This is a genomic window from Streptomyces sp. V4I8 (genome assembly GCF_041261225.1).
Classification (GTDB): Bacteria; Actinomycetota; Actinomycetes; order Streptomycetales; family Streptomycetaceae; genus Streptomyces.
In genome coordinates this window covers 2,000,175-2,013,277 of sequence record NZ_JBGCCN010000001.1, presented here as the reverse complement: position 1 = coordinate 2,013,277, position 13,103 = coordinate 2,000,175, and the positions used below count along the sequence as shown (strand labels likewise).

Here is a 13,103-nt window from a genome sequence, read left to right as displayed (position 1 = left end):
GCCGAGTCATCATGGCGTCGTGATTCACGGACGCGATGGCTGGGCAGGTGTTGCCGCACCGCGCGGGCCGTGATCGGTCCGCATGGGCCACCGACGAGAGGCAGAGGAAGATGGTCTACAGCAAGCAGGAAACGGCGGGCGCCCCGACGTGTTGTCACGCGGCCAGGTGAAGCAAGAACCCCGGTTGCGTCGACGCTTGATGTGAGGCTGTTTCCCATGTTCGAACCGGTCATAGCGCCCAGCGGTACGCTGCTCGGCCTGCTCCAGCGGGGTCGCGGCGACGGCACACTGCACGCGCTCACCGCCCCGCGCGCCGAGGCGCTCGCGGCCCTGAACCACTGCGTGCTGCGGGACCCCCGCCACGACTGGCAGGTGGAGAACCGCTCCCTCTACTACGCCCGTCTCTACCTCGACCTGAACGGCGAGCTGGACGAGATCGAGGCGCACCTCTTCGATGTCGAGGACGCCCTCGACACCGAGGAGTCCCGCACGGGCCTGGCCCTGGCCGTCCTCGGCCACCTCGCCTCCTACGGCAGGCGGGACGCCCTGGAACTGCTGCGCAGGTACGCCGCCACGGGCTCCAACTGGGCCTGGGCCCTGGACGAGCTCGCGCTCAGGGACGACGACGCGGGCCTGCGTGCCCTCGCCGCGCCCGTCCTGGCCCGTTTCCCGGCCGATCCCCAGGGCGAGGCCGAGCTGGCCACCGTCGTACGCGATGCCTTCGAGCCACGGCCCTGGCGGCTGTGGGCCGAGGATCCGCGCGAATCGATCGCCACGCGTGTGCGTGCCGCTCACGAGGCCGGCTGCTTCGACCGCTGGCAGCGGCAGATACGACCTACCGGGCCCCGTCCGGGGTGGAGCGTGCAGGCGGTCTTCGAGTGGGCCCAGCAGGGCATCGAGCGCGGAGCCGCGCTCCATGTGCCCGCCGCGCGGTGCCTCATGGCCGTCGCCGGCCCCGAGGACCGGCCGGAAATCGTCGCCGCCGCCAAGGACGGCACCGACGGAGCCCGCTGTACCGCTCTGCGCTACCTCGCCGACAGCAATGATCCCGAGGCCCTCGACCTGATCGAGGCGGCCGTGGTCACCGGGTCGTCGGCCGTCGTGGAGGCCGCCGTCGACGCCTTCGAACGGATGCGCAGTGTCGCCGCCGTCGACCGCGCGCGTGGCTGGGCCCGACGGCCCGATGAACTCGGCGCCGCCGCCGGACGCGTGCTCGCCTGCCGGGGCGGAGCCGAGGACAAGGACCTGGTCCTGGCCGCGCTACGGGAGGCCGTACGGGGTGAAGGTCCCGACGCGCCGACCCTGTGGACCCTGGTGGACGGCACCGGACGTCTCGGCATCGGCTGCGCCGCCCCCGTCCTGCGCCATATCTACCGCGAGACCGCCTCCTCCCATCTACGGGGCCGCACGGCCCGTGCCCTGGCCGCCACCGACCCCTCCTTCCCGTCCGGCTTCGCCGTCGAGTGCCTCTGGGACTGCGAGGAGACCACTCGCGAGATCGCCGCGCGGCACGCCGAGACCGGTGACACGCGCGTCGTCGAGCGACTGCGCCGGCTCGCCGCCGACCCGGCCGAGGAGGCCGAGGTGCAGACGGCCGTACGCAGTCGGATCGGACCGGACATGACAGCCGGCTGATCATCGGGCGGAGAGGACGGGACCTGTGTTCGGCCTGTGAAGGTCGCGGAGATCCGCCCGCCGGGTGAACTCGGGATGACCTGCGGGTCAGGTGCGCATGGACGTGATCTGACCCGCTCGGGGGCGCAGCGGAACGCTCATGGGACGTTTGTCGTTCGGAAAGATCCACTTTGACGCGGCCACGTCCAGCACGGCGACAACACCGGTATGCGTGTCGTCATCGTGACCGAATCCTTTCCCCCCGATGTGAACGGCGTGGCCCACTGCGCGCTCCAGACCGCCCGACACCTCGTCGATCGCGGTCACGCCCCCAGCGTCGTCGCCCCGGCCCCCGCTCCCGGAAACAAGGCGGCCGCCGCTCTGGCGCCCTGCCCCGTCGTCCATGTCCCCTCCCTCCCGCTCCCCGGCTATCCCCAGGTCAGGGTCGCGCTCCCCAGCCGGCGCCTCGCCGCAGCACTGATCCAGCACCAGCCCGACATCGTGCACCTGGCCAGCCCCTTCGTCCTCGGCGTCCGCGGTATGGCCGCCGCCGCCCGGCTCGGCATCCCCGCCGTCGCCGTCTACCAGACCGACCTGGCCGGATATGCCCGCACCTACATGGGCGCCGGCGAGGCCGCGGCCTGGCGGCGCATACGCTCCGTCCACTCCGCCGCCGACCTCACCCTCGTCCCGTCCAGCGCGTCCATGCGCGATCTCGAGACCCACGGCGTGCCCCGGCTCAGGCTGTGGGCTCGCGGCGTGGACACCGCACGGTTCCGCCCCGAACTCCGGGACGAGGCGCTGCGCCGCGAACTCGCCCCGAACGGCGAGATCATCGTCGGCTACGTCGGGCGGCTCGCCCCCGAGAAGCACATCGAGCTGCTCTCCGGGGTGTGCGGCCTGCGGGGCGTGAAGGTCGTGATCGTCGGTGACGGGCCGAGCCAGCCCGCACTGGCCGAGGCGCTGCCCGGCGCGGTCTTCCTGGGCCGGCGCGGCGGAGACGACCTCGCCCGGATCTTCGCCTCGTTCGACGTCTTCGCCCACACCGGCCCCTTCGAGACCTTCTGCCAGACCGTGCAGGAGGCCATGGCGAGCGGCGTCTCCGTCGTCGCGCCCGCCGCCGGCGGCCCCCTGGACCTGGTCGACCACGGCCGCACCGGGCTCCTGGTGCCCCCGCGCGACGCCGACGCCGTACGGGACGCCGTGCGGTCCCTGGCCACCGACCCCGCGCTGCGGGCCGCCTACGGGGCCGCCGGGCGCGCCACGGTCGAGGGACGCACCTGGGCCACCATCGGCGATCAGCTCATCACCCACTACGAGGCCGTGCTCAAGGCGCGGAGGCCGGCGGTGGCGGTATGAACACCTCGCCCCACAACGGCATGAACGCCGCACCTCGGACCGGTATGAACACCTCGCTGCGCATCGTCCGGCTGGCGAACTTCGTCGCCCCCGCATCCGGGGGGCTGCGTACCGCGCTCCGCGAGCTGGGCAAGGGCTTCAAGCTGGCGGGCCACGATCCCGTGCTCGTCGTGCCCGGTGAGAAGTACAGCGACTGCGAGACCGAGCAGGGCCGGGTGATCACCCTGCCCGGCCCGATGCTGCCCGGCACCGGCGGCTACCGCGTGCTCGTCGACAAGCGGCGGGTCGCGGCCCTCCTTGAGGAGCTCGCCCCCGACCGCCTGGAGGTCTCCGACCGTACGACGCTGCGCTGGACCGGCAGGTGGGCCCGTCGCGCCCGGGTCCCCGCCGTGATGGTCTCCCACGAGACCGCCGACGGTGTGCTGCGCACCTGGGGGCTGTCGGAGAACCTGTCCCGGCGCGCCGCCGACGCCCTCAACGTCCGTACGGCCCACACGTACTCGAAGGTCGTGTGCACCACCGAGTTCGCCGAGCGGGAGTTCGTGCGGATCGGCGCCCGCAACGTCGTACGGGCCCCGCTGGGCGTCGACCTGATGAACCGGCGGCCCACCCTGCGCGACGCGGCGCTGCGCGAGACCCACGCGCGTGCCGACGAGAAGCTGCTCGTGATGTGCTCCCGGCTCTCCGTGGAGAAGCGTCCCGGCACCGCGCTGGAGGCCCTGGAGTCGCTGCGTGGGCGCGGCGTGCGGGCGGTGCTCGTGGTGGCCGGGAACGGCCCGCTGCGGGCGCGGCTCGAACAGCGGGCGCAGGAGCGCGACCTGCCGGTGACCTTCCTCGGGCATGTCGCCGACCGCAGCCTGCTCGGCGCGCTCCAGGCCTCCGCCGACATCTGCCTGGCCCCCGGGCCCGCCGAGACGTTCGGGCTCGCCGCGCTGGAGGCCATGGCCTGCGGCACGCCCGTCGTGGCGAGCGCGTCGTCCGCGCTGCCGGAGGTCATCGGCTCCGCCGGCGCCACCGCGGCGGACAACGGGGGCGCCTTCGCGGACGCCGTGGAGATGCTGCTCGACCGGCCCGAGCGCGAGCGCCGGGAGGCGGCACGCGCGCGTGCGGAGTGCTTCGGCTGGGGCGCGGCCGTGGACGCCTTCCTCACCGCGCACGACGCGGCGGTGCCGGTGCGTTCCTTCGCGCGTGCGGAGGGCGCGGCATGAGACCGCTCCGCTTCGTCGCCCTCGGGGACTCGCTGACCGAGGGGGTGGGCGATCCCGTGGGGAACGGGTGGCGCGGCTGGGCCGCGCTGCTCGCCGGCGGGCTGTCCGAGCCGTCCGCCGAGTTCACCAACCTCGCGGTCAGCGGGGCACAGACGCGGGACGTGCTGGAAACCCAGCTGCCCGCCGCGCTGGCCCTGCGCCCGGACGTCGCGTCCGTCCTGGTGGGCGTGAACGACACGCTGCGCAACACCTTCGACATAGAGAAGATCGCCGAAGGCCTCGACAAGGTCTACGCGTCCTTCACCCGGCAGGGCACGGCCTTGCTCACGGCCTGCCTGCCCGACCCGGGCACGATGCTGGGACTGCCCGCGATCCTGGGCAACCCTCTGGCTCGGCGGCAGCGGGCCGTGAACACGGTGGTCCACACCTTGTCCGAGCGGTACGGGGCGGTGCATCTGCACGCGGTCGACGACGCCTGGATCATGGAGCGCTCGATGTGGAGCTCGGACCGGCTGCATCCCGGGGAACGCGGGCACCGGCAGATCGCCCTGCGCTTCCACGCGATGCTGGCGCACAGGGGCATCGCGACTCAGGCGGCGCCCTCGCCCGAGCCCGAGTTCGCGCCGCCCACCAAGTCGGCGAGCCTGCTGTGGCTGGCCACCGCGGGTACCGCATGGGTGATCCGGCGGTGCAACGACCTGCTGCCGCAGCTGCTGCGCCTCGCCGCCACCGAGATGCGGCACCGCGCGAAGGGCACCGGCGGGCGGCTGGACCTGCGTGCGGCACAGGCGGTGTCCGTGGCGCTGGCCTCGCTGTCGGCGCCGGAGCCGATGCCGCTGCCCGGCCATCGGTCGGTGTCGGAACCGATGACCTTGCCTGAGCGCCAGCCGTTGACGGAGCACTGGCCCTTGCCGGAGCACCGGTCCGTGCCGGGGCGGCGGTGCCTGCCCGAAGGGCTGTCGGTGCCCGGACCGCGCTCGGTCCCGGAGCAGCAGCCCGCACCGGAGGCGGCGTAACGCACGCGTGCGTGGCGGGAGTCAGCGACGGCGTACGGCCACGAAGCGGACGGGGGTGCCCGGTACCGCCTGGGCGGCGGCCGGGAGGTCGGCCGTGCGCACGACGGCGATCACCGGGTAGCCGCCCGTGGTCGGGTGGTCGGCCAGGAACACGACCGGCCGGCCGTCGGGCGGGACCTGGACCGCGCCCAGGACCATGCCCTCGCTGGGGAGTTCGCGGGTGATCGCCCGTTCCAGGGCGGGGCCTTCGGTGCGCAGCCCGATGCGGTTGCTGGCGGGGGACACGCTGTACGCGCGGGACGTGAAGGCGCGCACGGCCGCCGGTGTGAACCAGTCGTCGCGCGGACCCGGTGTCACGCGCAGGACGAGTTCGGCGGGCGGTGCCGGCTGCGGAGCGACGTCCACGCACGCCTGGAGCCGTGTCGATCGGCCGAGAGGCAGCACGGTGCCGTCCGTGAGGGGCGGTGGGCCGAGGCCGGACAGAAGGTCCGTGGAGCGGCTGCCGAGGACCGGCTCGACGGTGATACCGCCGGAGACGGCCACATAGCTCCGTACGCCCGACGTGGCCGCGCCGACGTCCAGGAGCGCCCCGGAGGGCACGCGCACCGGAGCGCCCCAGGCGACCGGGCGTCCGTCCAACGTGACGCGGCAGGGCGCGCCGCCGACCGCCACGGTCACCGTCGAACGAGGCCGCACCGCACAGCCGTTGAGCGTGGTCTCCAGTACGGCCGCCTCGGGGCCGTTGCCGACCAGCCGGTTCACCCGTGCCGCCGTCGGCCCGTCCAGCGCACCCGAGCGGGGCACGCCGAGGTGGGCGTGTCCGGGGCGGCCGAGGTCCTGCACGGTGGTGAGCGCCCCGGCGCGTACGACGGAGAGCGCGCGGTCTGTCATGAGCTCCTCACCGGAACGAAGCGCACGCGCGTGCCCGGTGACAGCAGCGCTGCCGGCACGCGCGTGTGGTCCCACAGCACGGTGTCCGTGGTGCCGATCAGCTGCCAGCCGCCCGGTGACGAGCGCGGGTACACGCCGGTGTACGGGCCCGCCAGCGCCACCGCACCGGCGGGGACCGCCGTGCGCGGTGTGGCCCGGCGCGGGACGTCGTAGCGCGGCGGCAGGCCCGTGAGATAGCCGAACCCGGGGGCGAAACCGCAGAAGGCGACGCTGAATTCGGTCGCCGCGTGGATGCGGGCCACCTCGTGCGGGGAGACGCCCCAGTGCGCGGCGACGTCGGCGAGGTCCGGGCCGTCGTAGCGCACCGGCAGTTCGACGACGTCACGCGCGCGGGCGGGAGCGGGCGGGACGTCGGCGGTGGTCAGTTCGGAGGCCAGGCGGGCCGGGTCCGCGAGGCCGTCGAGCAGGACCGTCCGGGCGGCGGGGACGATCTCGCGGACCGGCAGCGAGCCCTCGGCGCGGCGCCGAAGCAGCTCCGCGTGCAGTGCCTGGGCCTCCTCGCCCGAGGCCACCTCGACGAGCAGGGCGTCGTCGCCGACGGGCAGCGCCCTCATACGAAGGCCTCCACCCGGACACCCGACTCCTCCAGCCGAGCCCGCACCCGGCGGGCCAGCTCGACGGCGCCGGGTGTGTCCCCGTGCAGGCACAGGGAACGCGCGCGTACCTCGATCCGCGCCCCGGAGCGGGCGGTGACCACGCCCGATCGGGCCAGGCCCACCGAGCGCTCCACGACGGCCCCCGGGTCGGTGACCACGGCACCCTCCTGGCCGCGGGGCACGAGCGTGCCCTGCTCGGTGTACGCGCGGTCCGCGAACGCCTCCGTGACGGCGGGGAGTCCGGCCTGGGCGGCCAGCTCCAGCAGCCGCGAGCCGGGCAGGCCGAGCACGGGCAGCGTGGCGTCCGCCAGGAGCACGCCGTCGACGACCGCGCCGGCCTGCTCCTCGTCGTGCACCACGCGGTTGTAGAGCGCGCCGTGCGGCTTGACGTACGACACGCGCGTGCCCGCCGCTCGCGCGAACACCTCCAGGGCGCCGATCTGGTACGCCACTTCGGCCGCCAGCTCGGCGGGCGGCACGTCCATGGCGCGCCGCCCGAACCCCGCCAGGTCCCGGTAGGAGACCTGGGCGCCGATCCGTACTCCGCGCGCGGCCGCCTGCTCGCACACCCGCCGCATGGTGGCCGCGTCCCCGGCGTGGAAGCCGCAGGCCACGTTGGCGCTGGTGACGACGGACAGCAGCCGCTCGTCGTCGGTGAGCTGCCAGCGGCCGAAGCCTTCGCCGAGGTCGGCGTTCAGGTCGATGGAGGTCATCGGTCCGTCGTTTCTCCTGTCAGTGATTCTCAGGTGGTACGCAAGGGCAGGGCCCAAGGGCAGTGCTCAAGAGCGGTGCTCAAGGGGCGTTCTCAGGCGATGCGGTACTGCTCGTCGCGGGCATCGGTGAGGAACATCTGGCCCGGTGCGTGGGTGATGGCGAACGGCGGGCGCGAGGCCATCACGGCGGCCTGCGGGGTCACTCCGCACGCCCAGAACATCGGGATGTCGTCCGGCTCGGCGACCACCGGGTCGCCGAAGTCGGGGCGGCCGAGGTCGGCGATGCCCAGGGCCGACGGATCGCCGCAGTGCACGGGGCTGCCGTGCACCGCCGGGAGGAGACCGGTCTCCCTCAGCGCCGCCGCCACATGGACCGGCGGCACCGGGCGCATGGACACCACCATGGGGCCGTGCAGCCGCCCCGCCGGGCGGCACTGACGGCTGGTCACGTACATCGGGACGTTGCGGCCCTGCTCGACATGGCGGATCGGCACCCCCGCCTCGGCCAGCGCCCACTCGAAGGTGAAGCTGCACCCGATCAGGAACGACACCAGATCGCTCCGCCAGTGGCCGCGCACGTCCGTCGGCTCGTCCACCAACTCGCCGTCCCGCCACACCCGGTAGCGCGGCAGATCGGTGCGCAGATCGGCGCCCTCGGCGAGGACGGTCGTCCAGGAACCGGCCTCCGTGACGTCGAGGACCGGACAGGGCTTGGGGTTGCGCTGGCAGAACAGCAGCATGTCGTACGCCCAGTCGGCGGGCACCGAGATCAGGTTGACCTGGGTGTGGCCCGCCGCGACCCCGGCAGTGTGGCCCGTGAGGCCGTCCCGGAAGCGGGCGCGGGCCGTTTTCGGGCTCCACGCGTGCGCGTGCTCGTCGACCAGGGGGAGCGGGCGGTCTTCGGTCACGAGGTTGAGTGGGCGGTCTTCGGTCACGAGGGTGAGCGCGCGGTCGTCCGTACGTTTCACGCCAGCTCCTTACCGCGCGTCTCCGGCAGCCCGAGCAGGGCCAGTGCGGCGATGCCGTAGCCGATCGCGCCGAAGACCAGCGCGCCGCCCACGCCCCAGCTGTCGGCCAGGAAACCGACCGCGGTGGGGAAGACGGCGCCCACCGCGCGGCCGGTGTTGTACGTGAAGCCCTGCCCCGTGCCGCGCACCGCCGTCGGATACAGCTCGCTCAGGTAGGACCCGAAGCCGCTGAAGATCGCCGACATGCAGAACCCGAGCGGGAAACCGAGCACCAGGAGCAGGGTGTTGGAGCCGCTCGGGATGTTCGCGTACGCCAGGATGCAGACGGCCGACAGCAGTGCGAACAGCCAGATGTTGCGCCGGCGGCCCAGCCGGTCGGTGAGGTAACCGCCGGTCAGGTAGCCGATGAAGGCCCCGGAGATGAGGAACGTCAGATAGCCGCCGGTGCCGACGACCGACAGCTCGCGCTCGGTCTTCAGATACGTCGGCACCCAGGTGGCGAGGGTGTAGTAGCCGCCCTGCACACCGGTGGAGAGCAGCCCGGCGAAGATCGTCGTACGCAGCAGGCCAGGCTTGAAAATGGCCGCGAACGAGCCCTTCTCCGTGCTCTGTTCCCGTACGGCCACCGCCTCGGGGGCGTCGTGCACCCGGCGTCGCATCCAGATGACGAGCAGGGCGGGCAGCGCGCCCGTCCAGAACATCACGCGCCAGGCCAGGTCGTCGTCGACGAACGAGAAGACCAGCGTGTACATGATCGCGGCCAGTGCCCAGCCGACGGCCCACGAACTCTGGATCGCGCCGAGCGTGCGGCCCCGGTGCTTGGCGCTCGCGTACTCGGCGACCAGGATCGCGCCGACCGCCCACTCGCCGCCGAAGCCGAGGCCCTGGAGCGCGCGGAAGACCAGCAGCGTCTCGTAGTTGGGCGCGAAGCCGCAGGCGACGGTGAAGACGGCGTAGGTGATGACCGTGATCATCAGCGCCCGGACCCGGCCGATCCGGTCGGCCAGTACGCCCGCGACTGCGCCGCCGATCGCGGAGACCACGAGCGTGACGGTGGTGAAGAGGCCGGTCTGGCCGCTGTCCAGGCCGAAGTACGCGGCCAGCGCGACCATGCTGAGCGGCAGCGTGAAGTAGTCGTACGAATCCAGGGCATAACCGCCGAAAGCACCCGCGAAGGCGCGGCGGCCACGCGGACCCAGGGCGCGCAGCCAGGCGAACGCGCCGTCGTCGTCGGTGCGTTCGTCGGTGGTGGGGTTGGTGTCGGTCAGGGCCTGCGGCGGAGGGGTCGTGCTCATGGGCACCTCGCAGAGAGGGACGGAGGGTGCGGGACTGAGCTGAACGGTGAGCAGCAAGGTAGAGGATCGTTGAACGATCCTTCAATACCCCTGTTGTTTCGGTCTCGTGTCTGCGGTTGAATTCCGGGCATGGCAGAGCAGCTGGGCGGACTGGCCGACGACCGTGCCCTCCTGGGGCGCACGAGCACGGCGGAGCGGGTCTCGGACATCCTCAGAAGCCGTATCGCCGAGGGCTTCTTCCCGCCCGGCACCCGGCTGTCGGAGGACAGCATCGGAGGGGCGCTGGGTGTGTCCCGCAACACACTGCGCGAGGCGTTCCGGCTGCTCACCCATGAACGGCTGCTCGTGCACGAGCTGAACCGGGGTGTGTTCGTACGGGTCCTGACCGTGGAGGACGTCGAGGACATCTACCGCACCCGACGCCTCGTCGAGTGTGCCGTCGTGCGCGGGCTCGGCGACCCGCCCTACCCCCTGGAGGGGCCTGCCCAGGCAGTCGCCGAAGGGCAGCGCGCGGTGCGCGAAGGTGACTGGAAAGGGCTGGGGACGGCCAACATCCACTTCCACCGGGAGCTGGTCTCGCTCGCCGGGAGCGCCCGCACCGACGAGCTGATGCGCAGCGTCTTCGCGGAGCTGCGTCTGGCCTTCCACGTGGTGGACGATCCACACCGGCTGCACGAGCCCTACCTCGCCCGCAACCGGGAGATCCTCGGGGCCTTGGAAGCGGGCGACAAGGGCGAGGCCGAGAAGCTCCTCGCGGTCTATCTCGACGATTCGCTGGAACGGGTCGTGGAGGTCTACCGGCGGCGGATCATCGCCCCGTAGGGGCACGACCGGCACGACCTGCGCTTCAGGCGTCCCGGCGGTACGCGTTCGTTTGGGTCGTTGTCAGACCTAGGACCTAGTCTGTGCACCGTGACTTCGCCTGCATCGACGGACCGTGTTCCGCCCCAGCTCAGCGCGGGGCCGCGCCCAGCTCCGGGCCCGGCCGCCGACGAGGGGCTGGCGCGGCGGCTGCGCGCCCTCGCCTGCACCGCGCCGCTGCACGACCTCGACGCGCGCAAGGCCAACCTCGCCGGCGAGTACTCGGTGTACGGCATGGCGGAGGTGGCACTCGCCGCCATCGACCTGGTCACGCTGAACATGGACTTCGACACGGGCGCCGACCACGACCAGATCGTCGCCCGCCTCATCCCGCGCATCGCCGCCCAGGCCCCGCACCGCCCCGTCGGCGAGCACGAGCGGGTGGCCCGCTGGGTCCTGGAGAACCTGATCAACGTCGGCAGCGTGGACCGCGGCTTTCGTGCCGTGTACGGCACGTTCGCGGCGGACGGCAGCTATGTCCGCCGTGACTACGACTTCAAGCTGATCGAAGAGGTGCCGGGGCCCGGCGGCACGGTGTACCTCCGTACGACGGACGAGGCGGTCAACGTCCTTGTCGGCGCCCTCGACACCGACGTCACCAGCGCGCAGATCGCCGCCGAGGTCAAGCTGGAGGTGCTGATCAACCGCGGCCGCCTCGCCGACGCTCAGCTGGCCGCCGAGCAGGCCCGGTACCGGACCGTCCAGTACTCGGAGACGCTCCGCAGGGCCCTGGACGCCACCCGCCGCAATGTCCGCGCGGTCGACTGGCTGAACGCCGTACCGGACATGATCGCCGAGGCCCTGGACCACGTCGCCGACCGGTACCGCCACGAGAACGCGATCCTCACCAACATCCGCAAGGCACGCGACGAGACCGAGGACCCGGAGCACAAGCGGCGTGCCGCCGAACTGGTCGACATCGTGAAGGACTGCATCCGACGGCACACGCAGCTGCAGTCCCGGTTGTTGGAGGCCGGGCCGCTCTTCCGCGCCGAGCAGGACCGGCAGGCCTTCGCGACACCGATGACGACCTCGGGGATCGACCTGTACGGCCATCTCGTCGCCCCCGTCCTCCCGTTGCCCCTGGAGCAGTCCGTCCGGGTCACGGACGCCTTCTTCGCACGCGGGACCGGGTTGCGTACGCCGGTGTCGGTACGGGTGGGTGATCTCGTCGACCTACTGCTGACGCCGCCCGTCGAGCGGGAGCACCTGGGCGCCGAGATGCCCGAGCCCGACCTCATCGCGACGCCCGACGACAGCCGGTTCAGCGAGGAGCAGTTGGCCGCGGCGATGGAGCTGCTGGATCTGCCGGCCGACGCGCCGCGGCGGCTGTCGGGCCTGCTGGCCCAGGCGCGTCGACAGGACCCGGACCTGCCCTATCTCGTCGCGCTGTTGGCGGTCCACGCGGCGAGCCCGCCGGTCGGCACGGCCTATCGGCAGGGTGAGCAGAAGCTGCTGTTCGCCGTGGACGACGGGACCGAGCTGGACGATCCCGAGTTCGGCGGAGCCGACCTCATCGTCGGTACGGCCCTGCTGGACGCGGCGGGGATGGCGGCGGACAGGACGGAAGCAGCATGAGTGAGCGACAACGCAGCAAGGAGCCCCGACCGTGAGCGAGCACGTCGAGTGGAGTGACACGGAGGCCCCCACCCCGTCGGCGAGCGCCGCCGTCACCCCCGCCGACGCCGCCGACGCGGCCCGGCTGGTCGCCTTCGGCCTCCAGCCGAAGCTGCAGCCCGCGCGGGATCAGGAGTACGCGGAGCTGCTGCGGCGCTACCGCGAGGACCCGCCGTTCGCGCGGCTCGCTGATGCCGTGGCCGCCGGGTTGGGACTGGTCGTGCTGGAGGTGTCGCCGCGGGCGGGGATGGCGGTGACCGCCGCCGAGGACTCGGTGTTCGCCGTCCGCATGGGCGACTACGCGCGTCGTACGTCCGCCGACGGCGGTGACCGCTTCCTGCACGGCCTGGCGCACCTCGCCCTCGCCGCGATGGCGTTCCCGCGGCCCGAGGACCTGGCCGACGACGGTTACATCGGGCGCGTGACGGTCAACGGCGTCGACGCCTTCGTACGGCAGGCCTGCCGACGGCTGGAGGAGCGCGCCGACGCACAGGGCGAGAACACCGACCCGGCGACGGACGCGCCCGGCCTGGAGGCCGCCTGGCGCATCTGGGTCAGACGCAGCGCGACCGGCGCCACCAAGGACGCGCGCAGACTCGCCGGCTCGACCACCGGCATCGTCGGCAAGGCGGCCGCCTTCCTCACCGACTCCGGTTTCCTGCAGCGGACGGGCGACGACAACGGCGGCACGTACCGCACCACGGCCCGCTACCAGCTCCAGGTGCGGGACATGGCGGGCAGCGCCGCGATGGCCGAGCTGCTGGAGCTGGGCGTGGTCCCGGTCACCGACGGCACGGCGACGCTGCTGGCCGCCGAGGACACGGACGACCTGGAGCTGGTGGCCGATGCCGGGCTGCCGTTCCACTCCGCCTGAAGCCCCCGAATCCCCCTGATTCGACCAACCC

At 72.9% G+C, this 13,103-nt stretch carries 11 protein-coding genes and 1 pseudogene; 7 read left to right on the top strand and 5 right to left on the bottom strand.

The annotated features are described in order from the left end of the window. The first annotated feature begins 216 nt into the window (after positions 1–216). From ABIE67_RS09080 to ABIE67_RS09065, 4 genes and pseudogenes are all read left to right on the top strand, one after another. Positions 217–1,635 carry a HEAT repeat domain-containing protein gene (locus ABIE67_RS09080; protein ID WP_370255780.1) on the top strand — a complete coding sequence of 473 codons (1,419 nt, stop codon included), beginning with the start codon at positions 217–219 and terminating at the stop codon, positions 1,633–1,635. Positions 1,636–1,842: 207 nt separating this feature from the next. Then, entirely contained in the window at positions 1,843–2,973 is a 1,131-nt protein-coding gene (locus ABIE67_RS09075) for a glycosyltransferase family 4 protein (RefSeq protein WP_370255779.1), read from the top strand. Between the two features lie 44 nt (positions 2,974–3,017). Further along, on the top strand, positions 3,018–4,181 hold the full coding sequence (locus tag ABIE67_RS09070; protein ID WP_370268371.1) for a glycosyltransferase: 1,164 nt from the start codon (positions 3,018–3,020) through the stop codon (positions 4,179–4,181). Beyond that, positions 4,178–5,017: pseudogene (locus ABIE67_RS09065) on the top strand (SGNH/GDSL hydrolase family protein); the annotation flags it as partial. The gene ABIE67_RS09070 and the pseudogene ABIE67_RS09065, both read left to right, overlap by 4 nt. A gap of 201 nt (positions 5,018–5,218) precedes the next feature. On the opposite strand, the gene ABIE67_RS09060 reads toward ABIE67_RS09065, so the two are convergent. The 5 genes from ABIE67_RS09060 to ABIE67_RS09040 all read right to left on the bottom strand — a co-directional run bounded on the left by ABIE67_RS09060 (position 5,219) and on the right by ABIE67_RS09040 (position 9,720). Next, entirely contained in the window at positions 5,219–6,088 is an 870-nt protein-coding gene (locus ABIE67_RS09060; protein ID WP_370255778.1) for a biotin-dependent carboxyltransferase family protein, read from the bottom strand. After that, positions 6,085–6,702, bottom strand: a complete 618-nt coding sequence (locus ABIE67_RS09055; RefSeq protein WP_370255777.1) for an allophanate hydrolase subunit 1 — start codon at positions 6,700–6,702, stop codon at positions 6,085–6,087. The genes ABIE67_RS09060 and ABIE67_RS09055 overlap by 4 nt, the downstream gene beginning before the upstream one ends. After that, positions 6,699–7,457: a LamB/YcsF family protein gene (locus ABIE67_RS09050; protein WP_370255776.1), complete on the bottom strand. Its 759-nt coding sequence runs from the start codon at positions 7,455–7,457 to the stop codon at positions 6,699–6,701. Before ABIE67_RS09050 ends, ABIE67_RS09055 begins: the two co-directional genes overlap by 4 nt. A gap of 92 nt (positions 7,458–7,549) precedes the next feature. Continuing rightward, on the bottom strand, positions 7,550–8,365 hold the full coding sequence (locus ABIE67_RS09045; protein WP_370268365.1) for a putative hydro-lyase: 816 nt from the start codon (positions 8,363–8,365) through the stop codon (positions 7,550–7,552). 56 nt (positions 8,366–8,421) lie between these two features. Continuing rightward, positions 8,422–9,720 carry an MFS transporter gene (locus tag ABIE67_RS09040; RefSeq protein ID WP_370255775.1) on the bottom strand — a complete coding sequence of 433 codons (1,299 nt, stop codon included), beginning with the start codon at positions 9,718–9,720 and terminating at the stop codon, positions 8,422–8,424. A gap of 129 nt (positions 9,721–9,849) precedes the next feature. Between ABIE67_RS09040 and ABIE67_RS09035 the strand changes: the two genes are divergently transcribed. The 3 genes from ABIE67_RS09035 (at position 9,850) to ABIE67_RS09025 (ending at position 13,072) form a co-directional block, all read left to right on the top strand. After that, entirely contained in the window at positions 9,850–10,542 is a 693-nt protein-coding gene (locus ABIE67_RS09035; RefSeq protein ID WP_370255774.1) for a GntR family transcriptional regulator, read from the top strand. A gap of 90 nt (positions 10,543–10,632) precedes the next feature. Beyond that, positions 10,633–12,159 carry a hypothetical protein gene (locus ABIE67_RS09030; RefSeq protein WP_370255773.1) on the top strand — a complete coding sequence of 509 codons (1,527 nt, stop codon included), beginning with the start codon at positions 10,633–10,635 and terminating at the stop codon, positions 12,157–12,159. Positions 12,160–12,190: 31 nt separating this feature from the next. Then, complete coding sequence (locus ABIE67_RS09025; RefSeq protein WP_370255772.1) at positions 12,191–13,072, top strand: hypothetical protein; 882 nt, start codon at positions 12,191–12,193, stop codon at positions 13,070–13,072. Positions 13,073–13,103 lie beyond the last annotated feature (31 nt).